This window comes from Providencia sp. wls1916 (genome assembly GCF_009706585.1).
GTDB classification, from domain to species: domain Bacteria; phylum Pseudomonadota; class Gammaproteobacteria; order Enterobacterales; family Enterobacteriaceae; genus Providencia; species Providencia lanzhouensis.
The window spans coordinates 130,337-153,179 of sequence record NZ_WLUL01000003.1 but is presented as its reverse complement, the minus strand read 5'-3'; the positions used below and the strand labels follow the sequence as shown (position 1 = coordinate 153,179).

Sequence of the window (22,843 nt, the reverse complement as noted above, 5' to 3'; positions counted from 1 at the left end):
GCATCATGGAACAGTCGTCAATTCCTCAATATAGCATCAGAGGTCATAATATTTGGGGCTTTAAAAACATGGCCCATTTCTTGGACTATCTGTTTGCTGACGGTAAGACCAAAACAGGCACATTAGTGGCTATCAACGCAGAGAAAGTGATGATCGCAGAGCAAGATACTGCGCTGAATACCTTATTAGGGCAGGCGGAATACCTTTATGCAGATGGGATCAGCATTGTGCGTGCTATTCGCCGTAAATATCCAAAAGCCGAGGTTTCTCGTGTGGCAGGTGCCGATTTATGGGAAGGCTTAATGGAGCGCGCAGGAAAAGAAGGCACCCCAGTATTTTTAGTGGGCGGCAAGCCAGAAATTCTTGAGCAGACTAAAGCGAAGCTACGCGCACAATGGAATGTCAACATTGTGGATTCCCAAGATGGCTACTTTACGGCAGAAGATCGCAGTGCGCTGTTTGAGCGTATTCACGCGAGCGGTGCCAAGATTGTGACCGTGGCGATGGGCTCTCCTAAGCAAGAAATCTTTATGCGTGATTGCCGTGTTGTGCATCCTGATGCTTTGTATATGGGCGTCGGTGGAACTTATGATGTGTTCACCGGGCATGTTAAGCGTGCGCCTAAAGTCTGGCAAAACTTAGGGCTAGAATGGCTGTATCGCTTACTTTCCCAACCAACACGAATTAAACGACAGTTTAAATTGCTGAAGTTTTTAGGCTACTACTACGGTGGTAAGCTTTAAGCGCTTTTCCGACTGAATAGACCCGCATTATGCGGGTCTATTTATTTCTGGCGCCCCCATTCTATCTTCAAATATACCTACAATTGTTCAAAAATAGATGCAACCTAAGGGATCTCACGGTATCTTGGGGGATTGTATTTTTTATTTTATTTTTGACAACCAGCCGCGATGACTAAAAAGTTATGGCTATTAGAGCTGCGAATATCGAATGGTTATTATCGACAGGGGAAATTATGGATAAGCCACAGCAAGGTCTTCAGCGAGGGCTAGAAGCCCGTCATATTGAGCTGATTGCTTTGGGCGGGACAATTGGGGTTGGGCTATTTATGGGCTCAGCGAGTACGTTGAAGTGGGCGGGACCATCCGTATTGTTGGCGTATATTATCGCAGGGTTATTTGTCTTCTTCATCATGCGTTCTATGGGCGAAATGCTCTTTCTGGAGCCAGTCACTGGTTCATTTGCTTCATTTGGTTATAAATATTTAAGTCCTTTTTGGGGATGTTTAACCGCGTGGGGTTATTGGTTTATGTGGGTCGCGGTTGGAATTTCAGAGATAACTGCAATAGGGGAATATGCAAAGTATTGGTTCCCTGATGTGCCCCAGTGGATATTTGCGATGGTTGCCGTTGCGTTGGTGGCACTGGCAAACCTCGCCGCAGTAAGGCTATACGGCGAGCTAGAATTCTGGTTTGCGATGATCAAAGTGACCACGATCGTCGTGATGATTTTGATTGGTTTGGGGCTAATTTTCTTTGGTCTTGGCAATAATTTCGAGCCGATTGGATTGGCTAACTTGACCGAGCATGGCGGATTCTTCGCTGGCGGCTGGAAAGGTTTCTTATTTGCGTTGTGTATCGTGGTGGCATCTTATCAAGGCGTTGAGCTCGTCGGGATCACCGCAGGAGAAGCCAAAAACCCACAAGTGACACTGAAAAAAGCCATCAATAATATTCTGTGGCGCATTCTTATTTTCTATGTCGGCGCCATTTTTATTGTGGTGACGCTGTTCCCGTGGACAGAAGTCGGGCAACAAGGCAGCCCGTTTGTGATGACATTCGCTAAAGTGGGGATTGTCTCGGCAGCGGCGGTAATTAACTTTGTGGTGCTCACTGCAGCATTGTCTGGCTGCAATAGCGGCATGTACAGCGGCGGGCGTATGTTATACGCGCTGGCGCAAAATAAGCAGTTACCGAGTGGACTATTAAAACTGACGAAAAACGGCGTTCCGGCGCGTTGTGTCGGTTTTACTATCTTATGCTTGGTTGCAGGGTCGAGCTTGAACTATATCATTCCAAACCCTGAACAGGTATTTGTGTATGTATATAGTGCAAGCGTCTTGCCAGGAATGGTGCCTTGGCTAGTGATCTTGACCAGCCAGCTACGTTTTCGTAAGCAGAACCAGCAGCAGATGGCAGGGCATACGTTTAAATCGATTCTGTTTCCATGGGTGAACTACGCCACGCTGCTGTTTTTAGCCTGTGTGCTGGTGGGGATGGCGATTAATCCAGAAACGCGTTTGTCACTGATTGTAGGGGCTATCTTTTTATTGACGGTTTCCGGGCTTTATTTTGTGATCCGCAGCTTTAGTCGCCATGATAAAAGCCCATCGTAAAAATATTTTGTGGGTAAAATTTCATCTAATAGACGAGAAAGAGGGAAAAAATGCTCTCTTTCTCGACGAAATGGATAAAAGGCAAGCAATCGATAATTTTATTGAAAAAAGGACTAGACAGCAGGGGGATAAATCCGTACTATCCTCTCCCGCAACGGCGTTAAGCGCCCGTAGCTCAGCTGGATAGAGCGCTGCCCTCCGGAGGCAGAGGTCTCAGGTTCGAATCCTGTCGGGCGCACCATCAAAAGGTGACAAGCTACGGTGGCAAAATAAAGTTGTATGTAGTAGTATGACAACACTTTGAAATAAGTGAAGTTATGGTGGCTATAGCTCAGTTGGTAGAGCCCTGGATTGTGATTCCAGTTGTCGTGGGTTCGAGTCCCATTAGCCACCCCATTTTTTTTGTGACATTGCGAGGGTGGCGGAATTGGTAGACGCGCTAGCTTCAGGTGTTAGTGTCCTATGGACGTGGGGGTTCAAGTCCCCCCTTTCGCACCACGAAAAAAATGATATCGAGTTACTGCCTTAAGCAGTTAAATTTCGGCGAGTAGCGCAGCTTGGTAGCGCAACTGGTTTGGGACCAGTGGGTCGGAGGTTCGAATCCTCTCTCGCCGACCAATTTAAAGAACCCCGCTCAATCGAGCGGGGTTTTTGCATTTTAAAACCGTAACCATTTCTAACCTGATTATTTTCCTTTCCGTATTCTTATCTTCTTATCTTCTTATCTTCTTATCTTCTTATCTTCTTATCTTTATCTATGAGTCTATTTTTTATTATCTTTATTCTTAATATCTCAGGCATCGCTTTTAACAAGAATGGTTCTTATCTGAATGTGCTTATAACGTTATGTTTTTTATGAATAAAAATATTTGTCTCAGATCCGATACAAATCCCTATTTCCATGTCGTCAAAAAGAGACATTTTACTGATTGATTTATATGGAGAAATTAATAGGCATTCTAAGCTGTCTCTAAATTGAGACAAAATAGCTGAATCGAACAGAATGGGATTTGGTAAGAGTGAGGTGTTAAAAAATCACAATAAGTAAGAAATAAAAATATCGTTTAGAAGCAGGGGAGTTACGAGGTTAAGAATAGAAAAACGTGCAGCGATATAAAAGTTGGCATGCATTCTGCATTATCTATTATGTAGATGCTCATCCCACTTATTATGACAGCCTAGCTTCATAAACCCAGGGATGACGCAAAGCCGATTATCGGTGCCTATTGTCCAATTTAGATGATCAAGAGCTAATCCTCTTACCATCAGCGAACGGGCGAAACGTTGAGTGAGGCACCATCCGTCTGTAGACCTGATTGTTATTTACACCTGCTTCGGCAGGTGTTTTTTTTGTATCAATCTTGGGTTGTCATGTTCTTTCCTAACCTGATGAGCATTAGGAAAGAAACGTTATCTTCTCGCTTACGCTTTTTTCTCTTTGCTTAACCACTTGCTGATCCAGCGAGTCACATAGGTATAGGCAATAATAATAAAGGTAATAATAAAGATATCTTTATTCAGATCGGCGGTATTGAAGCCAATGATCGAAATAAAAATAAACGGGGATAAAATCAGAAGTAGCAGGTCAAAAAAGATCTGTAAACGATTTTGGCTCGCTACAATCCAACGCCAGAGAGTTTTCACTACATTCATATCTTTATCCTGAATTCATTCAAAACGAAAATGTATACGATTATTTATACACTATGTGACCCTTTTATAATATAGCAATATGCGGTTTGCCTCGATTCGCTAAAAGTGACGCTCTCAAAGACTATCTTTTTGAGATAAATAGTAAAGATCCAAATCGTAGATATAAAAAACGCCTCGGACTAGGAGGCGTTTTAGATCAAAGCTTAACGAATGAGTTAAAAATTTACGCTTTTGCTCGCTCTTGTTTGAGGGAGTGAGTGAGCGCCTCTTGGCGAATTTTCGCCGCTTCATTCGGTTTGTGTAGCTTGTCATAAGCATCGGCTAACCAAGCTGCATCATAAGCATCAAAACGCTGCGCTAATGCGGCTTTAAAGTAGGTTTCTGCTTTTTCCCATTGGGCATGTTGAAGCGCAAGGATCCCCAATGTGCTATTGAGTAATGGTGTCGCACCAGACTGTTTGACGAGGCTTAACAGAGTTTTTTCAAGCACTTCAGGTTGCTCGCTCTGTAATTTCGGGATCAACAACAATAGACGTTCGTCATATTGCTGCTTCAATCCATCAATAATCATCTTTTCTGCGCTACGCGTATCACCACATTCAATTAAATGTTCGGCTAAGAAAGCTTGTAATGGCACTTCATGGCGAACTTTACGCGGCTGAGCTTTCCACCAATTTTTCAAGCCATCGCTACCACCTTCAGCCATACATTGGTTCATGAGCCCTTTGTACGCTTTGAGTTTTAACGCTTCAAGCTCATCTTCATTATGTAACTGGACTTTTGCCATAATCGGCAGCAGCTCAATGAGTGCTTGGTATGCGCCGGTACCTAAATAAGCTTGTTCAGCTAAACGTAAAATTTCTGGGTGGCGTGGTGCTTGGTCGAGCAGCTTGTCGATGCCATTACGGGCAGCATGAATTTCGCCTTCCGCCAATTGGATGCGAACACGGCTAATATCCACGGGAAGTTGATCTTTACCTGCGGCTTCAGCAGCCCTATCTAAATATTGATGGGTGCGATAACTATCCCCACGCTGCTGGGCGGCTTCAGCTGCCATCAAGTAGTTAATGACTGGCTGCTGAGAAAAATCAGCATGCTTACTCATTAGTTTCTCGACTTGCTCCAAATCACCTTCGGCTAATTTGAGTAAGGCTTTTTGCGTTTGAGTGTGCGCTTTATGGTATTTATGACCGCTGAGCCAGCCTTTTGTCCGTGAGGTGGTGCTCATAAAGCGGCGGTAGCACCATCCAAGGAATAACAGAACAAATTGCAGCAGGATAAAACACAGCACAAGGCTGGTGACGCTGGTCGTAATATCGTAGCTATCGGTACGAATAAATACATAGCCTTGGTGACCTGCTAATAGAGGACCCAAGATAATGCCCGCAATCAGGACGATAAAGAGAACAAAGACTTTAATCATGATCACCCCTTATGCTCAGGGGCGTTTGCCGCGTCCGTTACAGGAGCTTCGGTGGCAACGTCCGGTTTGTCGGTTTGTGTATCTGATGGAGCCGTCACCTCTTCAGCAGCTTTATCGGCTTCTTTTACTGCCTCAAGCGCGGCATCCTCGGAAACGCCAGTCGGCTCTGGATTTTGAGATAATAAATTGCGCACTCGCGTTTGCATCACCTTTTCCAGCTTGGCTTGGCTTTCTAAAGTTTCAGGCATATCGGCATCAATCGGTTGATTAATTAAATCATCGAGTTCCGTCAAAAAGGCTTTAGTGGCTGGTGCGTCCACATCAAAGTAAGCGCGTACCCACGTGGAAGCTTGCTCAAGGGACTGTTTATATGTCTCTTCTTGATAACGTGGTACAGCTTGAGCCGCAATGAGCAATTGGGAGCGAATATTTTCACGTAGATAAATATCTTGGTTTGGTGCTAGCAATGGAGCTTCGGAGCCATCACGAGCGCGTACGGTGATAAAATCGCTCGTGAAACTTTTCCAGCTGCGCGCGAGGTTATCTTTCCAGTCTGCAATATCGTCGCTGACATTGGTGCCAGTATCTTCCGGTGCGTCGCCATTATTTAAATCGGCGAGGCGTAAGTTATCGACATCATTACTGAGCTGATTCAAACGTAAAATAATGCCGTCATAGTCAATTTGGTTGATGGCAGCTAGCTTGTTCATATCATTGGCGATAGCTTTACGAATATCCAGCAAACTTGGGTCATTCATTTCCGCTAAACTGGTGTCTGCGCTTTTGAGCAGAACGGCAGCGGTAACTGGATCATGGTCATTCCATAATTTGCGACCCGCCATTTTCACCATAAAATCAGCTTGGGCAATCAACCAGTTTTTTACGTCCGAGCTGGAAAGTGCGGTGACGTGAGCTTGTAATTCTTGCATGCGACGATTGAGTTGATCTTCATAATCACGCGCATGGTTTTTCAGCTCCGTGTTGGTTGCGATGAGCGCATCCACACGTTGTCTATCGGCATTTTGTTGTTCAACTAATTCACTGACTTGCTGTTTCAGTTGGTTATTATCATGAACCAATTGCGCATTACTTTGCTGAGTAAAGTAGTACATCCCGCCGCCCATGACGACGATAATGGCGATAGCGATCGCACTGACTGCAAGACCAGGGCGTTTCTGTTTGGATGAAGGCGTCGGCTGACGAGTCTCTTTTTTCTCTGTTACAGCTTCATCATTAACAGTGTCGGTAATTTTGTCTTGTTCCGTCATAAATTAGCATCCCATATCGGTTGAAATTAATGCTTCAAGTAAAGCGTGATTATCTGCGCTAGTTGCCACACAGACCCGACGCCACCCACTTTGGCGGGCTTTTTCTGCGATTCGTTCGCTGACAACCAGTAGCCGGCGGGAATACCACCATTGTTGCATGTCTTCAGCAATCAAATCGTTAAGTAGGGTCAACATTTCACCGCTTGTAACCACAATATCGGTGATATCCGTGTTAAACCAAGTTTGGTTAAACTCAGTTTTATCATAGTGTACAGGTCGCCTTGCGTAGCATTCGCAGTAATCAACATCTGCACCTCGAGCGCGTAATGTTGAGGCAAGGAGTTCACGACCGCCATTACCTCGAAGGAGTAAGGCACGTTTCCCCACTAAATTTTGCAGGTTAGGGTGGGTGAGTAACACCTCGCTGGTTTCTCCTGCTTCAGCCCAACGGATAGTTTGCCCAGTTAGTTGCTGAAAATAGTGACCTGTAGATTGTCCTATACCATAGTAGGATAACTTATCTGACCAGTCTCGTCCTGCTTGTTCCAATGCTAAATTTGCATACCAGACGGCATTTTTGGATAAAAGAAAGACAAGGTCGTTTTCCGATAATCCATCTAAGCGAGAAGACAAAGTATTGAGCTGTGAGCCCGCTTCAATCGTAATTAAGGGAGCCGGGTAAGCCTGCCCCCCAGTAGCATTAATGGCTGTTATCAACGCGGAGCCTGATGGCTCTGGGCGAGTAACAAGGACCCTCATGCTGGTGCATTGCCTTTATAGACTTCCGCGAGAATTTCACGGGCGCCATTATCAAGTAACTCTTCTGCGAGAGAAATACCAGCTTGGATTGCGTCGGCAGGCGCGATTAAGCGTTCTCCACGAATGACTTGGCTGCCATCTGGGGCACCGACGAGCGCACGTAACCAGATTTTATCCCCTTGCCAAATAGCATAGCTCCCAATAGGCACTTGGCAACCACCTTCAAGGCGCATATTCATGGCGCGTTCAGCAAGGACACACACGGAGGTTTCATCGTGATTCAATGCGGCGAGTAAGTCACGGGTGCGTTGATCATCTAAGCGGCACTCAATACCTACGGCGCCTTGTCCAACGGCAGGTAAAGATTGCTCTGGTTCTAGTGCAGCTTTGATACGCTCATCAAGTTTTAAGCGTTTTAGACCTGCCACCGCAAGGATAATGGCATCGTATTCGCCGTTGTCGAGCTTAGACAGGCGGGTGCCGACGTTGCCGCGTAGGTCACGGATAACTAAATCTGGACGTAATTCTCGTAACTGGCACTGACGGCGTAAGCTGGATGTACCGACGATGCTGCCCGCTGGGAGTGCATCAATATTGGCATAATGGTTAGAAACGAACGCATCTCGTGGGTCTTCTCGCTCACAAATGGTGACCAAGCCTAACCCTTCAGGGAACTCTACAGGTACGTCCTTCATTGAGTGAACGGCAATATCTGCGCGACCTTCAAGTAACGCCAGCTCTAATTCTTTGACGAATAAACCTTTTCCACCGACTTTCGCTAATGGGGTATCTAAAATAATGTCCCCTTTGGTAACCATTGGGACTAACTCTACTTGTAAGCCGGGATGTCGTTGCTCTAATTCTGCTTTTACGAAATAAGCTTGCCATAGCGCTAGAGGGCTTTTACGCGTTGCGATACGCACGATATTTGTTGATGTCATTTCACTGTTTTCTCAGGCGAATATCGCCGCAGATTAACCATACAATTGGCGTTAGTTTTAACATGTTAGCGGTAATTTTTCCAGTTGGTCGCAGAATGAGCGATATAAGAAGAATGAACAGATGAGATGTATCAAGTGAAGTTCGCTTTTTTACATCTTTTTTGTGAGTCTCTTGGAAAAAAATGACTTAAAAGAGGATCTAGATAACAAATTTCTTTAGCTATTCGTGCTTTTTTAGAATTGCAGTGGGTGATATTTTGAAGGAATTTTGTTGAAGCGTGTAAGCGCAGAGCCTGCCAGCACTGGGCTGAATTTAGAGTAAGGCCGCTTTTTTGTTATACAACCCATGATGGTGATATTATTCCATTGAAAAACAAGGGATATTTCTGCAATGCAAAAATAAAAAGTCTTTTTATACAATATGTTGAAAAATAATTTGTACTAAAAATAGACGGGAAAAATTATGTGATCTACTTTACCCTTTTACTCCAAGGTGTTAAATTGATCACGTTTCCGACAATCCCTTTGAAAAGTAATTTAAGTTTTTCTCTATCTGTTGGGTGCTGGGAAAATTCCCCAGGTTTGTCATTACATTCTTTCAGTCAGGCGTAACCTTTGTACCTCTATATTGAAACTTTAAAGCAAAGACTTGATGCGATAAACCAATTACGGTTGGAACGCGCGACGGCTTCTATGAGTGAAACCTTTTCGAAGGTTTACAGCTTGTTGCCGGTCTTGTTTCATTATCATCATCCAATGATGCCGGGTTATATTGAAGGCAACGTCCCTCATGGCGTCTGTTTCTTCTCGCCAGATGCAGAACAACTCAAATGGTTACAACCTTTCGAACGCTTCTTATCCACAAACAACCAAGCTAATGGTGAATTGCCAATTACAGGCATTTACTCGATGGGTAGTACCTCTTCTGTGGGGCAAAGTCACTGCTCTGATATTGATGTGTGGGTTTGTCATCCTTCTTGGTTAGATAACGAAGAAAAACGATCTTTACAGAAAAAATGTACGTTAATTGAACAGTGGGCAGCCTCGCTGGGCATTGATGTCACTGTCTTTTTAATCGATGAAAATCGTTTTCGCCATAATGCAAGCGGGCATCTTGGTGGTGAAGATTGTGGCTCCACACAACATATTTTATTGCTGGATGAATTTTATCGTACAGCGGTGCGTATGGCTGGGAAACGTCTGTTATGGACAATGGTGCCTGTTGAAGAAGAGCAACACTATGACGAATATGTCATGGGGCTGTACGCTCAAGGGGTACTAACACCAAACGAATGGCTGGATTTAGGCGGCCTCGGTGAATTGTCAGCCGCGGAATACTTTGGTGCCAGTTTGTGGCAGCTATATAAAAGTGTCGATTCTCCGTATAAAGCGGTGTTGAAAAGTATTTTACTGGAGTCCTACTCTTGGGATTATCCACACGGTAAGTTGTTAGCGTTGGAGTTTAAACGCCATTTACATGCCGGTGAAATCGTCTGTTATGGATTGGATTCATATTGCCTCATGTTGGAGCGCGTAACTCGTTATCTGACTGAAATTAATGATTCCACGCGTTTGGATTTAATTCGTCGCTGCTTCTATCTAAAAGTCTGTGAAAAGCTTTCTGAAGATGAAGATGACCAATGTTCCGGTTGGCGTCGTGATGTACTGTCCCAGTTAGTGGAGTCGTGGGGATGGAGCGCCGAGCGTCTGGCTGTGTTAGATACGCGTAGCCAGTGGAAAATTGAGCGTGTGCGTGAAGCGCATAATGAGCTGCTCGATACGATGATGCAAAGTTACCGTAACTTAATTCGATTTGCCCGTCGTAATAATTTAAGTGTTAGTGCTAGCCCGCAAGATATTGGGGTATTAACCCGTAAGTTATATGCCGCGTTTGAAGCGCTACCTGGTAAAGTGACATTAGTAAATCCACAAATTTCACCGGATCTTAGCGAAGAGCACCTGACATTTATTTATGTGCCTGAAGGGCGTGCCAATCGTAGCGGCTGGTATCTGTATAACCAAGCGCCGCAAATCGACACGATTATCGGTCATCAACCTTTAGAATATAACCGCTATCTGAATAAGTTGGTGGCGTGGGCCTATTTTAATGGGTTACTGACTGAAAATACGCAAGTTCATATGCATCATGGCAAATCCCAATGCGATGAGCGTAAGTTATTGGAATTAATGCATGATGTATCGAGCCATTTCCCAATAAGATTGCCAGCACCAACCCCTAAAGCACTGTATAGCCCGTGTGAAATCCGCCACTTAGCCATCATCGTTAACTTAGAAAAAGATCCGACACAGGTCTATTCTGAGCAGGTGGTGCATGTGGATTTCAGAAAACTGGATATTTTCAGTTTTGGTGAATCTCAACAATGTTTGATAAGCAGCATCGATCTTCTGTATCGCAATTCATGGAATGAAGTTCGTACCCTGCATTTCAGCGGCGAGCAGTGCATGTTAGAAGCGCTAAAAACCATCCTCGGTAAAATGCACCAAGACGCGGCTCCGCCTGAAGCAGTTGAAGTATTCTGTTATAGCGAACATTTACGTGGGCTTATTCGTACTCGTGTACAGCAGCTAGTGTCCGAATGCATTGAATTGCGCTTATCCAGCAATCGTCATGAACCTGGTCGCTTTAAGGCATTACGCATTGCAGGGCAAACATGGGGTCTGTTCTTTGAGCGTTTAAACGTCTCTGTACAAAAACTCGAAAATGCTGTTGAGTTTTACGGTGCAATCTCCCATAACAAGTTGCATGGTTGGCCGGTAAAATTACAAGCGAAAGGGGATAATCATCTTCCTGCAGTTGTGGATGGCTATGCCAGCGAAGGAATTGTGCAGTTTTTCTTTGAAAATACGCCAGATAATACAGGGTTTAATATCTACGTATTGGATGAAGCTAATCGCGTGGAAATATACTCTCATTGTGAGGGTTCCAAAGAAGAGCTAGTGCGCGATGTTAGCAAATTCTACTCTTCCTCCCATGACCGCTTTACCTACGGTGCAAACTTTATCAATTTCAATTTGCCACAGTTTTATCAAATTGTGGAAGAAGAAGGCAAAAAGCAAGTTATTGTCTTCTCTGACGCCTCTTGGTCATTTACTGAAGAAGAAGAGGATGATGAATATCCCTCAGCACCTCAGTTAAGCCAATCTGAGCAGCTAGAGCACTCTAAACAGCACGCTCAATATTATTGATTTTATTAAGATAAAAAATAGGCAGAGTAAATTATAGACTCCGCCTATGATTTTTTGTGTGCGTATTTAGAACGAGAATGGGAAGTGGCTTTGGAAGGTAATTGCATTGCCCAGCATGGACAAAAACTCTTGACCTGAACGGTCGCAAATCCATTTTCCATCTTTATAATCATAATGATAGCCACCTTGTTTGGTTGCTAACCAGATTTGGTGGAAGGCTTCTTGTTTGTTGATGATGATTTTGCTGCCATCTTCAAAGCTTAAGGTCATGACGCCGCCATTAATTTCACTATCAATATCCGCATCGCCATCGTAATTATCTAAATGCTCTTCAATCGAGCTGAGCAATTGCTCTGCTAACTGATGAAATTCGCTATCGTTCATGATGTATTTCCTGTTTATACTTTTATTTAGGCGAAATTATAGGGTTGAATGTGTTCAGGGGTCAAACGGCGCACATCTTACTTGTGAGATGCCATTTGAATTATTTAACGTATATAATATTAATATGTTTGATAAACAGGCGTGATTTGAAAAGCGACACCTGTTACTGTGTGAAATATCAGATTGCAAAATTTAGTCTTACAGGCGAAACATCATAATGAAAAAAAGTTTATTTGGACTTAGTGCACTTCTCGTTTTATTCACCCTTTCTGGCTGTGGCTTAAAAGGGCCGTTGTATTTTCCGCCTGAAGACAATGCAGCGGCGCCTGCTAAATCTGACGTGCAACCTAAAGCTCCAAGCAGCTCGAACCAAGAGCCTGCTGCGACCAAACAGTAAGCCTCTGTTATGGAACGTGAATTGCAGTTCTCAAAAATGCATGGCTTAGGCAATGATTTTATGGTGGTGGATGGCGTCACACAGAATGTCTATTTTTCACCTGAACTGATTTGTCGTTTAGCGGATAGGCATACTGGCGTCGGTTTTGACCAACTTTTATTGGTCGAAGCCCCTTATGATCCTGATCTCGATTTCCATTACCGTATTTTTAACGCAGATGGCAGTGAAGTTGCACAATGTGGCAACGGAGCGCGCTGTTTTGCACGTTTTGTCCGTTTAAAAGGTCTGACAAACAAACAAAAAATTAAAGTGAGCACTCAGTCTGGGCGTATGACTCTCACAATTAATGAAAATGATGATGTTTGTGTGAATATGGGCGAGCCTGATTTTGAGCCGCAAAACGTCCCTTTTCGTGCCGTGAAAGCGGAAAAAACCTATATTATTCGAGCACAAGAACGTACAGTGTTTGCGGGTGTTGTCTCCATGGGAAATCCGCACTGTGTGGTGCAAGTGGACAGTGTCCAAACTGCAGAGGTAGAAGTATTGGGCCCTGCATTGGAAAGCCACGAACGCTTCCCTGAACGTGCCAACATCGGTTTTATGGAGATTGTCAGCGCAGACTATATTCGCTTACGTGTTTATGAACGTGGTGCGGGGGAAACCCAAGCGTGCGGTAGCGGTGCATGCGCCGCAGTTGCCGTGGGTGTAGGACAGGGATTATTAGCTAGCCGTGTTCGTGTCGATTTGCCGGGCGGCTCCCTCGATATTAGTTGGGAAGGTCCCGGATCACCACTGTATATGACAGGTCCTGCGACCCATGTTTATGATGGAGTGATCCAAATTTAATCTTGATTGAGTGGAAAGAGGGGAATAATGGATAAGCCTGAACAAGTGCCGGAGATTGCTCAGTTAATTGATGAGCAAGATGTGGTGCAATATTTAAAACAGAACCCTTATTTCTTTATTCGCAATGCGTCTCTTGCTGAACATATCAAGGTTCCTCATGCCGTTCAGGAGGCTATCTCGCTTCCTGAATTGGTGATGAGCCGTCAACGTCAAAAAATCAAAAATCTCGAGCAGGATATCCGCTTTATGGTGGAACAAGCCCACGAAAATGGGCAACTGTTCGATGAGCTTCTTTATCTCGTCATTGAAATGTCTTCCGCAAATAGTTTGCGGGAGATGCTGTTTGTGTTGAATCGCTGGGCTAAAAAGCTCGGGTTATCGGGGGCTTCTGTACGCCTATTTAGTGATAGCTGGCGATTATCTGCGCCATTGGATGCCTACGAATTGGTGCTCCCACGCCGCGTTTTTGAACCCGTACGTATTCAGCGTTTTGGGGATAACCTCAATTATCTTGGGCGGCTAAATGGTCCTGAGTTGCAGCTTTTACTTCCTGATGCACAAAATGTAGGTTCAGTAGCGATTTCGTTGTTTGGGCATCATGGGGAATCCGGCATGGTGATATTTACCAGTCGTGACCGTGAGCACTATCAACAGGGTATGGGTACAGTAATGCTGGAAAAAGTGGCTCAAATTCTACCGAGGTTATTATGTCAATGGATAGAGCGTCTGTAGACATTCAGCCCGAAGGGCTGATGATTCAAGTGGAAGCCTTTTTGCGTTACCTCCGTGTTGAACGCCGATTGAGTCCAGTCACGATAACGAATTATCGTCGCCAATTAGGTGCAGTTTGCCAAATTTTAGGTGAACTGAAAGTGAGCCAATGGCAGCAGTTGGATATGACGATAGGGCGCAATATTGCCGCGAAGAGCCGTCGAACAGGCTTGCAAGCAGCGAGCATGGCATTAAGGCTTTCCGCACTACGTAGTTTTTGTGATTGGATGGTGCAGCAAGGCGAACTACCGGCAAACCCAGTTAAAACTATTCATGCCCCTAAAGCGAAAAAACGTCTACCGAAAAATATGGATGTGGACGAAGTTTCTCAACTGTTGAATATGGACAGTGGCGACCCGCTCGTGGTGCGAGACAGAACCATGCTGGAAGTGATGTATGGCGCGGGATTGCGTCTCTCTGAGCTGGTTGGTTTGGATGTGAAGCACCTTGACCTCAATTTAGGTGAGGTTTGGGTGATGGGGAAAGGCAGCAAGGAACGCAAAATTCCTCTAGGGAAAACGGCAGTGAGTTGGCTAAAACGCTGGCTTGAAATGCGTGAATTGTACGAGCCTGTCGATGGTGCGGTATTTATTTCCACGAAAAGTGGTAAGCGTATCTCGAATCGCAATGTGCAAAAGCGGTTTGAGCAGTGGGGTATTAAACAAGCGGTAAATAGCCATATAAATCCCCATAAATTACGTCACTCTTTTGCAACTCATATTCTCGAATCAAGTGGTAATTTACGTGGGGTACAAGAGTTATTAGGTCATGCTAATCTCTCTACCACCCAAATCTATACCCATCTTGATTTCCAACATCTCGCTAATGTTTATGATGTGGCACATCCGCGAGCGAAGAGGGAGAAATCTTAATGCATTTTTACCGTCCGTTATCACCCATCAAAGCGATGACATTTGATTTGGATGATACGTTGTACGACAACCATCCCGTGATTGATAAAACGGAGGAAGAAGTTTTACGGTTTATTCGTGAATATGACCCGCGTTTTCATCATTTTACGAACGATGACATTTATGCTTTTCGCTATCTTGTGGAAGAACAAGAACCGGATATTCGCCATGATATTACCCGCTGGCGCTGGCTATCGTCGAAAATGATGCTGTGCCACTATGGTTATAATAAAGAGGATGCCCTCAAAGGTGCGGACGATATTATGGCGCACTTTACCTACTGGCGTAATCAAATTCATGTCCCGCAATCCACTCATGAAACGCTAGCAAAATTAGCCGAAAAATTACCGCTGGTGGCGATTACGAATGGTAACGCCGAGCCGCAAGCGTGTGGGCTAGGGCAATATTTTCAGTTTGTATTAAAAGCGGGGCCGGATGGGCGCTCTAAGCCATGCTGCGATATGTATCACCTTGCCTCTACGCGTTTGAATATCGAGCCAGGCGCTATTTTACATGTTGGAGATAATCTGCTGACCGACGTAGAAGGGGCGATTAATAGCGGTATGCAAGCCTGCTGGTTCAACGTGGATCATATGACGTTAATGGATGAGAAAGAGGGGCGTATATTGCCTCATGTGGAAATTTGTCGGTTGGATTCTCTCCTGTCATTGGTATAATCCTTTCTCTGTATAAAAACACAGTGGTGGTGGCCACTGTCTTGCTTTGATGGTAACTATGGACGTCTCATATCTGCTCGAAGGTCTTAATGACAAACAGCGCGAAGCGGTTGCAGCCCCGCGCACTAATTTACTGGTACTTGCAGGTGCAGGTAGCGGTAAAACCCGTGTGTTGGTTCATCGCATTGCATGGCTTATGTCGGTGGAGAATGCCTCCCCATTTTCGATTATGGCCGTGACGTTTACCAACAAAGCTGCCGCAGAAATGCGTCATCGTATCAATCAGTTGGTGGGGACTAGTGAAGGCGGCATGTGGATCGGTACTTTCCACGGTCTCGCACACCGTTTACTTCGCCAGCATTACTTGGATGCGAATCTGCCGCAAGATTTCCAAATTCTAGACAGTGATGACCAGTACCGTTTGATTCGTCGTCTGCTTAAAGCCGTGAATCTTGATGAGAAGCAGTGGCCGCCTCGTCAGGGAATGTGGTACATCAACGGTAAAAAAGATGAAGGGCTGCGTCCCCAGCATGTTGAAAGCTATGGTAATCCAGTCGAAGCGACATGGCTGAAAGTGTATCAAGCCTATCAAGAAGCTTGTGACCGTGCAGGGCTGGTGGATTTTGCCGAATTACTGCTACGTGCACATGAGTTATGGCTGAATAAGCCCCATGTTTTACAGCATTATCGCGAGCGCTTTACCAATATTTTGGTGGATGAGTTCCAAGATACCAACAGCATTCAATATGCGTGGATCCGTGTGTTAGCGGGTGAGACTGGCAAAGTGATGATTGTCGGCGATGATGACCAGTCAATCTATGGCTGGCGTGGCGCTCAAGTTGAAAATATTCAGCGTTTCTTGAGTGATTTTCCCGGTGCAGAAACTATCCGACTCGAGCAAAACTACCGCTCGACCAATAATATTTTGAAAGCGGCAAATACGCTTATCGCCAATAACAGCGACCGTCTCGGTAAGAATTTATGGACGGAGGGCGGTGATGGTGAGCCGATTTCCCTTTATTGCGCCTTTAATGAGCTTGATGAAGCTCGCTATGTGGTTGGGCGCATTAAACAGTGGCATGAAAACGGGGGAGCGCTACAAGATTGTGCCATTCTTTACCGTAGCAACGCACAATCCCGTGTGATGGAAGAAGCGTTAATTCAAGGGGCGATGGCATACCGTATTTATGGCGGTCAGCGCTTCTTTGAACGCCAAGAGATCAAAGACGCATTATCCTACCTTCGATTAATTGCTAACCGTAACGACGATGCCTCTTTTGAGCGTGTGGTCAACACTCCAACACGAGGCATTGGTGAGCGAACGCTGGATACCGTTCGCCAAACTGCTCGGGATCAGCAACTGACATTATGGGAAAGTTGTGAGTACTTACTTCGCGAGCAAGTCCTGGGAGGTAGAGCGGCAAGCTCCATCGAGCGTTTCTTAGAGTTAATCGACGCATTAGCGAAAGAAACCCAAGAGATGCCACTGCATGTGCAAGCTGACCGCGTGATTAATGACTCTGGTTTGCGTGCGATGTATGAGCAGGAAAAAGGTGAAAAAGCCCAAGCGCGAATTGAAAACTTGGAAGAGTTAGTTAACGCAACCCGCGATTTTAGCTATCAAGATGAAGACCAAGATTTGATGCCATTGCAGGCATTTTTATCTCATGCGGCATTGGAGTCTGGGGACGGTCAAGCGGATGCCAGCCAAGATGCGGTGCAATTGATGACGCTACACTCAGCGAAAGGGCTGGAATTCCCTGTCGTGTTTATGGTTGGCGTGGAAGAAGGCATGTTCCCAAGCCAAATGTCGATGGATGAAAGTGGGCGCTTAGAAGAGGAGCGCCGTCTTGCCTATGTGGGTATCACCCGTGCTATGGTGAAATTGACAATCACTTATGCCGAGAGTCGCCGCCTATATGGCAAGGAAGTTTACCATCGCCCATCCCGCTTTATTGGTGAGCTACCGACGGAGTGTGTGGAAGAAGTTCGATTAAGAGCCACGGTTTCACGGCCTGTCAGCCATCAACGTCTTGGCACACCGATTAGCCAAAATGATTCTGGCTATGCGTTAGGGCAGAGAGTGATGCACCCTAAATTCGGCGAAGGCACCATTATTAATCTCGAAGGTAGTGGTGAACATTGCCGCTTGCAAATTGCTTTTCAAGGGCAAGGGATTAAATGGCTAGTGGCGTCTTACGCGCGGTTAGAGAATTTATAGTCAATTATAGAGAATGGAAATATTATTAGATTTAAGCTTCCATTCTCTTTATCTATATAAATAATAAATTATTAATTAGTTTCGGTTCTATTTATCATCATAATCTCTGAGTTATTTGATTTGTTAAATTAAGGATGATTGTATGGTTTATAAAACTGTTTATGTTGATTTTGATATTAATGATAAAAAGTATAAGGAAATAGAGAGGAAAATTGGTTATGTAGAAAGGCAAATAGATAGATTAAAAAAAGATGCATCTGATTTTTATGAGATAGTCGAGAGGGAAGGTGGAGCAGAACGCTTATCTCAATATAATGAATTAATGGCAGCTATTCATCATTATGAAATGTTCTTAGTTCAAATTAAAGAATATAATGATGATGATAAAAAATACATTTCTGATAATTTAGTGTTGGAATTTAATAGTAAAAAAGAATTTAATCAGCGATTTAAAAGATTAGAAAAAGAGAATAATAAGATTCAGATTGAAATGCTAGAGAGTAATTCTATTAAATTTAAAAATAAATATTTACCCTCTGAAATTGGATTTAATATAAAGAAACAGTCATTTAATGATGAAAAGGCGTTAACTATTAGGATTGACAACCATATACGACAAACTAATTATGCTATTCAGGAGGTAAGAAGCCTTTCTTTTGCTAGGATGTACGATTACAACAATGCACTTGGAAATGAAAATTATTCTATGCATGACGGGAAAGTATATATTTTATCTTCTCGTGAAAGCCGTATAAGAGATCAAATGTCAGCGTTTTCAAGTAATGAAATGAGCGTTATGGGTGAATATCAGCAAGGTATGCCACAAACCCCAGTGAACCACATCGTAAAGGGTATTGATAATATAGGAATGTAAGCTTAGCCATCGAGATTATTTGGTGCTTAATGGCAGTTAAGCACCATTTTTGTTATAGCGCGGTAATTTTGGGGGAATGGAAATAGAGTTTTATTTGAAAAATAAGGATATTTTTAGTTTTTTCTTTGATTCATCGATTGAATCATTAAGATTTACGTTTTTTATTTTAATTTTTTCCGATAATCAAGTATAAAATCTCACCTAATAACCACTCTTAGATTCATCATGTCTATCAATCAACTTATTGATTCACTTTCCACACAAGGTTGGTATGTGTGGAACGATTTTCTGAATCTGTCAGAAATTCAGGCTATTAAAAGTTGTATCCCCGATACGCTACAAGACGCGCGTATTGGCTATCAAAATACATTACAAGACAACAAAACCATCCGTGGCGACCAAACGGTGTGGCTTGAACCTGAAATGGGGGCGCCAGTCGTACATTATCTAGATAAAATGGAAAACTTGCGTCAGGAACTTAACTGTCAGTTATTTCTTGGATTGCGGGATTTTGAAACCCATTTCTGTCGTTATCCTAATGGTGGATTCTATAAAAAGCATGTGGATAACTTCCGTGGGCAAGGACGCCGTAAAATCACCACTGTGCTATATATGAATGAATCATGGCAGCAGGGTGATGGTGGTGAAATTGTGATGTATGACATGCAAGATAACGAGCTATTTACCTTGGAGCCGCTAGCGGGTCGCATGGTATTTTTTATGTCTGAAGATTTTCCCCATGAAGTTCTGCCTACCCAAAAAAAGCGTGAAAGTATTGCCGGTTGGTTTCTGACCGAAAAAATACTGTAACCCTTTCTCGTCTATGCCGCCTCTGCAAAGGGGCGGGCTGTAAACTAATCACCTTAATAATAAAACTAAAAGTTGTATATAAACTATGAGTTTGTTTTTTTTAATTATTCCCTTTATTTTAAATTTATTATCTTGAGCGGCATAAAGATAATAAATATTTGTTAATTTAAATATAAATAAAGGATGAATTATATGATTAAGTTAAAAAATGAATTTGCCAAATTTAAATTAGACTTCGAAGAATACAAACAATCTTTTAAAAAATACGAAGAAAACCATAAAAAGTATCTGAGTGAATTGGAAAGGCTGACTGATAGATATGGTGAAATTTTGACGAGAGATAGAAAACCTACAGATAGATATATTTCACAAGCGCAAAGAGATATTCGCATTAACCAAAAAAGATATTCTAGCTATGAGGCTGCAATAATAAAAATTGATAACTATATGGATAGTTTAGAATACGGTGATAATTTAGATGATGCCGTGAATTTTATTAATAAATTGCAATCCATTATAGATTCACTGCCTCAGAAACCGGCTGCTTTTCCTAAGATGAATTTATCGTCAACCCCACTTATTCAGCACGCAGTATTGTCGCTTTATAATAATAACTTAGGAATGGACAAGAAATTTTATAATTTAAATGGTCAATATCTTCAACTCAGTGAGGTTGCAAATGAGACATTAACAAGAATGAATGAGCCGCAAATTTCGATCTGTTTTGGTGGTGATGAAATTGAATCGGTGATGATTGAGCAAATGGCTATATTAAGTTCAAAAGACGGTAGCCCAGTTAATAACAATCTGTTGAATGCATTTGAGCCAAGCACCATTTATGGTGGCTGTGAAATTTATCTTGGTACTCAATATTGCTACTAGGAAGTAAATTGGGGAGCCACCGATTTACGGTGGCTCCCCATAACTTAATTAACTCGTTTAAACTCTTTTCCAGCAAACATTAATGACGCATTGCCCCGCTCAATTTGATAATGAGAAAGATGGCGCTGCTTATCTAAGGAATTCAGTTGCTGAGATTGAAACTCACTGAGCTTCCAATGGATTAGCTCTTTCGCCAGTTTCTTATTTGCATGCTGGCTGCGCTCCGATTGGACTTTCACACTGATCCCCGTTGCGACATGCTTGGCTCGTACCGCGGAACAGGTTTTATTCACATGCTGACCTCCGGCACCTTGAGATTTTGTGAATTCATATTCGATTTCACTCTCCTCTAGGGGCTGAATAGGCGCAAATGTGATTATGCTAATAAACCAGTTTTTGCGTTTATGGCGTGGTCGCAGAGGGCTTTGGCATTGCCATTGAACGGTTCCACTCCACGCGTTGACCAGCTGTTCGCTCTGTTTCCCCTCTAAGGAGACTAACACTGACTTTAGTCCCTGCTTGGATGGAAAAGACTCCAACACATCAACTTGAACATCTAACAAAGCGGCTTCTTTTAAAAAACAAGAAAACGCTTTTTCCACGGCGATACAGCACTCATCGGGTCCTTGAGCTGAGGAAAACTGTAATAATGTCATTAACAATGTCCGCTCGTTTTATAGGTGATCACGGGCGCTAAGCGGGCAATAACCTGAATAATGCCGACCTCAACCATGCTTTCGATAACGGTATCAATGGATTTATAGGACTGCGGTGCTTCTTCATAAATCAATTGTTTGTTTGCACAAATAACTCGGCTGCCTAAAGTGGTTCGGGATAGCTGTAATGGCGTATATTTATGTGATAAACGACCTTTGCATTCCGTTCTCATCCACTTGCGTCCAGCGCCATGAGCGAGGGAATTTAAGCTCAAATCACTGGCAACTGGCGCCACTAAATAGCTGTAGTCACCGCGAGAGCCGGGGATCACCACGAAACCTCTATCGGATGGGGTCGCACCTTTGCGATGTAGCCAACCGTCAATGCCATCAATACAGCTTGGCTCAACAAGATTATGATTGAGGTCGAAACGCTGCTCCCCCGAAGCTTTAACTTGCTGCATCATGCGCAGCCCAATCAATTGGCGGTTGATCTGTGCAAACTGTAGCGCGTCTTGGTGTGCTTTGAGGTAAGTCTTGGCATCATCGGATTGTTCATCCAGCCCATTATGGCTATGTTGCTCAACATGCTGGCGTAGAATAGATTGCCCTAAACCACGCGATCCACTGTGCACGAGTAATAACAATTTTTGTTTATCAAGACCGCTTTGCTCAAACAATTCTTGGTTTATGATTTTATCGACGGATTGAAACTCCGCGAAATGGTTACCGCCACCAATAGAACTGAGCGAAGTCATAAAATCATGGGATTTCATCGACTCAGGAACGTGTTCATTTAGCCACTCTAATGGCGCATGATCCGTCATTTCAGACAGCTGTTTTTCCAGCTTATCCAAGTTAACTTTGGCGCGCTTAATATCAGTTTGAAACAGGCTCATGCCACAGCCAATATCATTGCCAACCAACGCCGGATAGAAGCGTTTAGCTGAGAAAAATGCTGCACCAATTGGGTAGCCACGTCCTGGGTGTAAGTCAGGCATGCCGACCACAGAAACCATGTCGGGTAAATTAGCGGTTGTTTGTAATTGCTGGATTGCTTTACTTTCAATCCATGTAGATTCTGTCGCGATATAACTAACGTGTTCACCGACAGAATGAAGGGTATTGCCCATAAGCTATTAACTCATTTTAATGTGAAAAATAAGGTGATTAGCAGGCAAGTTTTGAGAAGATAGCTGAACTAACGTTTAAAACGATTTATAACGCCTAAGGTTATTTTTAACGTTTAAGACTATTTCTGTGGTTGCCCGCAAAGAGTTTGATTAGTTGTTGTCATGATGAACCTCCTTGCAGTGAATTGATTGAATGAATGAAAACGCGGCGGATATTAACGGGAACTTTTTTCTTTTGCAAGAGGAGAAAGAAAAAAAGTTTAAAATTAATCTTTATCCTAAAATTAATTCCTTTATAAATAAATGTTTCATTCTTTAACTTTATGGCTTTAATTTTTTATATGAGTATTTTCGTTGATTTCTTTTCAGGTTTTGAATTAGCTCCTAAAATAAGTTTAAATTTACATTGTCTATTGATAATTTGAAAATTAATCAATAGTATCGATTAAGTAGGGTTGCAATACTTAATTTTTTATATTTCTCAATAGCTATTGATGTATTAATAATGATTTATTTTCAAACTGTGAATGATTGTTGTTAATTTAATTGATCTATATTATTAATCTTAATGATAATAGCTAAATGGATATTTTATCTAGTTTGTACTCTCTAATCAGATGGTTTTTTAATAAAAGAATTATTTCTTATGGAAGGAATAATTCTTTCAGCATGGA

General features: G+C 43.2%; 20 protein-coding genes and 4 tRNA genes. 16 read left to right on the top strand and 8 right to left on the bottom strand.

The features are described from left to right. The first annotated feature begins 5 nt into the window (after window positions 1-5). The 6 genes from wecG to GKR61_RS01335 all read left to right on the top strand — a co-directional run bounded on the left by wecG (window position 6) and on the right by GKR61_RS01335 (window position 2,974). Window positions 6-743: a lipopolysaccharide N-acetylmannosaminouronosyltransferase gene (wecG, locus tag GKR61_RS01360; RefSeq protein WP_036948834.1), complete on the top strand. Its 738-nt coding sequence runs from the start codon at window positions 6-8 to the stop codon at window positions 741-743. A 233-nt stretch (window positions 744-976) separates the two neighbouring features. Further along, entirely contained in the window at window positions 977-2,356 is a 1,380-nt protein-coding gene (gene thrP / locus GKR61_RS01355) for a bifunctional threonine/serine APC transporter ThrP (protein WP_108478785.1), read from the top strand. Window positions 2,357-2,520: 164 nt separating this feature from the next. Next, window positions 2,521-2,597: transfer RNA gene (locus tag GKR61_RS01350), tRNA-Arg, on the top strand. 79 nt (window positions 2,598-2,676) lie between these two features. After that, window positions 2,677-2,752 (top strand) — tRNA-His (locus GKR61_RS01345). A 16-nt stretch (window positions 2,753-2,768) separates the two neighbouring features. Next, window positions 2,769-2,854, top strand: a tRNA-Leu gene (locus tag GKR61_RS01340). A 43-nt stretch (window positions 2,855-2,897) separates the two neighbouring features. Continuing rightward, window positions 2,898-2,974, top strand: a tRNA-Pro gene (locus tag GKR61_RS01335). Between the two features lie 804 nt (window positions 2,975-3,778). Here the strand turns inward: GKR61_RS01335 and GKR61_RS01330 are convergent. The 5 genes from GKR61_RS01330 to hemC all read right to left on the bottom strand — a co-directional run bounded on the left by GKR61_RS01330 (window position 3,779) and on the right by hemC (window position 8,400). Beyond that, entirely contained in the window at window positions 3,779-4,009 is a 231-nt protein-coding gene (locus tag GKR61_RS01330) for a DUF4014 domain-containing protein (RefSeq protein ID WP_006658197.1), read from the bottom strand. Between the two features lie 223 nt (window positions 4,010-4,232). Further along, window positions 4,233-5,432, bottom strand: coding sequence for a protoheme IX biogenesis protein HemY (hemY, locus tag GKR61_RS01325; protein ID WP_108478786.1), 1,200 nt, complete (start codon window positions 5,430-5,432; stop codon window positions 4,233-4,235). Between the two features lie 2 nt (window positions 5,433-5,434). Continuing rightward, the gene (gene hemX / locus GKR61_RS01320; protein WP_036948840.1) at window positions 5,435-6,700 is read right to left on the bottom strand and encodes a uroporphyrinogen-III C-methyltransferase; all 1,266 of its coding nucleotides are present in this window, start codon (window positions 6,698-6,700) and stop codon (window positions 5,435-5,437) included. Window positions 6,701-6,703: 3 nt separating this feature from the next. Beyond that, window positions 6,704-7,459 (bottom strand): uroporphyrinogen-III synthase, encoded by a 756-nt coding sequence (locus GKR61_RS01315; protein WP_036948843.1) that lies wholly within the window; start codon window positions 7,457-7,459, stop codon window positions 6,704-6,706. Further along, window positions 7,456-8,400 carry a hydroxymethylbilane synthase gene (gene hemC, locus GKR61_RS01310; protein WP_036948844.1) on the bottom strand — a complete coding sequence of 315 codons (945 nt, stop codon included), beginning with the start codon at window positions 8,398-8,400 and terminating at the stop codon, window positions 7,456-7,458. Before hemC ends, GKR61_RS01315 begins: the two co-directional genes overlap by 4 nt. Before the next feature lie 615 nt (window positions 8,401-9,015). Here hemC and GKR61_RS01305 point away from each other — a divergent pair. Beyond that, window positions 9,016-11,607, top strand: coding sequence for a class I adenylate cyclase (locus tag GKR61_RS01305; RefSeq protein ID WP_036948846.1), 2,592 nt, complete (start codon window positions 9,016-9,018; stop codon window positions 11,605-11,607). A gap of 66 nt (window positions 11,608-11,673) precedes the next feature. Here the strand turns inward: GKR61_RS01305 and cyaY are convergent, their stop codons facing one another. Next, window positions 11,674-11,991 (bottom strand): iron donor protein CyaY, encoded by a 318-nt coding sequence (gene cyaY, locus GKR61_RS01300; protein ID WP_006658190.1) that lies wholly within the window; start codon window positions 11,989-11,991, stop codon window positions 11,674-11,676. Window positions 11,992-12,208: 217 nt separating this feature from the next. Here cyaY and lptM point away from each other — a divergent pair, with 217 nt between their 5' ends. From lptM to GKR61_RS01255, 9 genes are all read left to right on the top strand, one after another. Continuing rightward, window positions 12,209-12,388: an LPS translocon maturation chaperone LptM gene (gene lptM, locus GKR61_RS01295; RefSeq protein WP_036948849.1), complete on the top strand. Its 180-nt coding sequence runs from the start codon at window positions 12,209-12,211 to the stop codon at window positions 12,386-12,388. Between the two features lie 21 nt (window positions 12,389-12,409). After that, complete coding sequence (gene dapF, locus GKR61_RS01290; RefSeq protein ID WP_036949260.1) at window positions 12,410-13,234, top strand: diaminopimelate epimerase; 825 nt, start codon at window positions 12,410-12,412, stop codon at window positions 13,232-13,234. Window positions 13,235-13,261: 27 nt separating this feature from the next. Next, a complete protein-coding gene (locus GKR61_RS01285) occupies window positions 13,262-13,966 on the top strand; it encodes a DUF484 domain-containing protein (RefSeq protein ID WP_036948852.1) in 705 nt (234 codons plus the stop codon). Continuing rightward, the gene (gene xerC, locus GKR61_RS01280; RefSeq protein ID WP_036948854.1) at window positions 13,948-14,877 is read left to right on the top strand and encodes a tyrosine recombinase XerC; all 930 of its coding nucleotides are present in this window, start codon (window positions 13,948-13,950) and stop codon (window positions 14,875-14,877) included. Before GKR61_RS01285 ends, xerC begins: the two co-directional genes overlap by 19 nt. Further along, window positions 14,877-15,593, top strand: a complete 717-nt coding sequence (yigB, locus tag GKR61_RS01275; RefSeq protein WP_036948857.1) for a 5-amino-6-(5-phospho-D-ribitylamino)uracil phosphatase YigB — start codon at window positions 14,877-14,879, stop codon at window positions 15,591-15,593. Before xerC ends, yigB begins: the two co-directional genes overlap by 1 nt. 58 nt (window positions 15,594-15,651) lie before the next feature. Then, a complete protein-coding gene (uvrD, locus tag GKR61_RS01270) occupies window positions 15,652-17,814 on the top strand; it encodes a DNA helicase II (RefSeq protein ID WP_154639492.1) in 2,163 nt (720 codons plus the stop codon). A 142-nt stretch (window positions 17,815-17,956) separates the two neighbouring features. Next, window positions 17,957-18,688 (top strand): hypothetical protein, encoded by a 732-nt coding sequence (locus GKR61_RS01265; RefSeq protein WP_154599721.1) that lies wholly within the window; start codon window positions 17,957-17,959, stop codon window positions 18,686-18,688. A 225-nt stretch (window positions 18,689-18,913) separates the two neighbouring features. Then, window positions 18,914-19,498, top strand: coding sequence for a 2OG-Fe(II) oxygenase (locus GKR61_RS01260; RefSeq protein WP_036948865.1), 585 nt, complete (start codon window positions 18,914-18,916; stop codon window positions 19,496-19,498). Between the two features lie 192 nt (window positions 19,499-19,690). Then, window positions 19,691-20,380, top strand: a complete 690-nt coding sequence (locus GKR61_RS01255; RefSeq protein WP_154599720.1) for a hypothetical protein — start codon at window positions 19,691-19,693, stop codon at window positions 20,378-20,380. Between the two features lie 44 nt (window positions 20,381-20,424). On the opposite strand, the gene prfH is transcribed toward GKR61_RS01255, so the two are convergent. Beyond that, a complete protein-coding gene (prfH, locus tag GKR61_RS01250; RefSeq protein ID WP_108478794.1) occupies window positions 20,425-21,036 on the bottom strand; it encodes a peptide chain release factor H in 612 nt (203 codons plus the stop codon). Further along, on the bottom strand, window positions 21,036-22,169 hold the full coding sequence (locus tag GKR61_RS01245; RefSeq protein WP_154639491.1) for an RNA ligase RtcB family protein: 1,134 nt from the start codon (window positions 22,167-22,169) through the stop codon (window positions 21,036-21,038). The genes prfH and GKR61_RS01245 overlap by 1 nt, the downstream gene beginning before the upstream one ends. Window positions 22,170-22,843: the final 674 nt, after the last annotated feature.

Excerpts from the sequence above, each read along its gene's own strand:
- yigB (WP_036948857.1), top strand. The coding sequence starts at position 14,877 with ATGCATTTTTACCGTCCGTTATCACCCATCAAAGCGATGACATTTGAT.
- GKR61_RS01255 (WP_154599720.1), top strand. The coding sequence starts at position 19,691 with ATGATTAAGTTAAAAAATGAATTTGCCAAATTTAAATTAGACTTCGAA.
- GKR61_RS01285 (WP_036948852.1), top strand. The coding sequence starts at position 13,262 with ATGGATAAGCCTGAACAAGTGCCGGAGATTGCTCAGTTAATTGATGAG.
- GKR61_RS01330 (WP_006658197.1), bottom strand. The coding sequence starts at position 4,009 with ATGAATGTAGTGAAAACTCTCTGGCGTTGGATTGTAGCGAGCCAAAAT.
- hemC (WP_036948844.1), bottom strand. The coding sequence starts at position 8,400 with ATGACATCAACAAATATCGTGCGTATCGCAACGCGTAAAAGCCCTCTA.
- GKR61_RS01315 (WP_036948843.1), bottom strand. The coding sequence starts at position 7,459 with ATGAGGGTCCTTGTTACTCGCCCAGAGCCATCAGGCTCCGCGTTGATA.
- xerC (WP_036948854.1), top strand. The coding sequence starts at position 13,948 with ATGGATAGAGCGTCTGTAGACATTCAGCCCGAAGGGCTGATGATTCAA.
- prfH (WP_108478794.1), bottom strand. The coding sequence starts at position 21,036 with ATGACATTATTACAGTTTTCCTCAGCTCAAGGACCCGATGAGTGCTGT.
- thrP (WP_108478785.1), top strand. The coding sequence starts at position 977 with ATGGATAAGCCACAGCAAGGTCTTCAGCGAGGGCTAGAAGCCCGTCAT.
- GKR61_RS01265 (WP_154599721.1), top strand. The coding sequence starts at position 17,957 with ATGGTTTATAAAACTGTTTATGTTGATTTTGATATTAATGATAAAAAG.
- GKR61_RS01245 (WP_154639491.1), bottom strand. The coding sequence starts at position 22,169 with ATGGGCAATACCCTTCATTCTGTCGGTGAACACGTTAGTTATATCGCG.
- hemY (WP_108478786.1), bottom strand. The coding sequence starts at position 5,432 with ATGATTAAAGTCTTTGTTCTCTTTATCGTCCTGATTGCGGGCATTATC.
- GKR61_RS01260 (WP_036948865.1), top strand. The coding sequence starts at position 18,914 with ATGTCTATCAATCAACTTATTGATTCACTTTCCACACAAGGTTGGTAT.
- lptM (WP_036948849.1), top strand. The coding sequence starts at position 12,209 with ATGAAAAAAAGTTTATTTGGACTTAGTGCACTTCTCGTTTTATTCACC.
- uvrD (WP_154639492.1), top strand. The coding sequence starts at position 15,652 with ATGGACGTCTCATATCTGCTCGAAGGTCTTAATGACAAACAGCGCGAA.
- wecG (WP_036948834.1), top strand. The coding sequence starts at position 6 with ATGGAACAGTCGTCAATTCCTCAATATAGCATCAGAGGTCATAATATT.
- cyaY (WP_006658190.1), bottom strand. The coding sequence starts at position 11,991 with ATGAACGATAGCGAATTTCATCAGTTAGCAGAGCAATTGCTCAGCTCG.
- hemX (WP_036948840.1), bottom strand. The coding sequence starts at position 6,700 with ATGACGGAACAAGACAAAATTACCGACACTGTTAATGATGAAGCTGTA.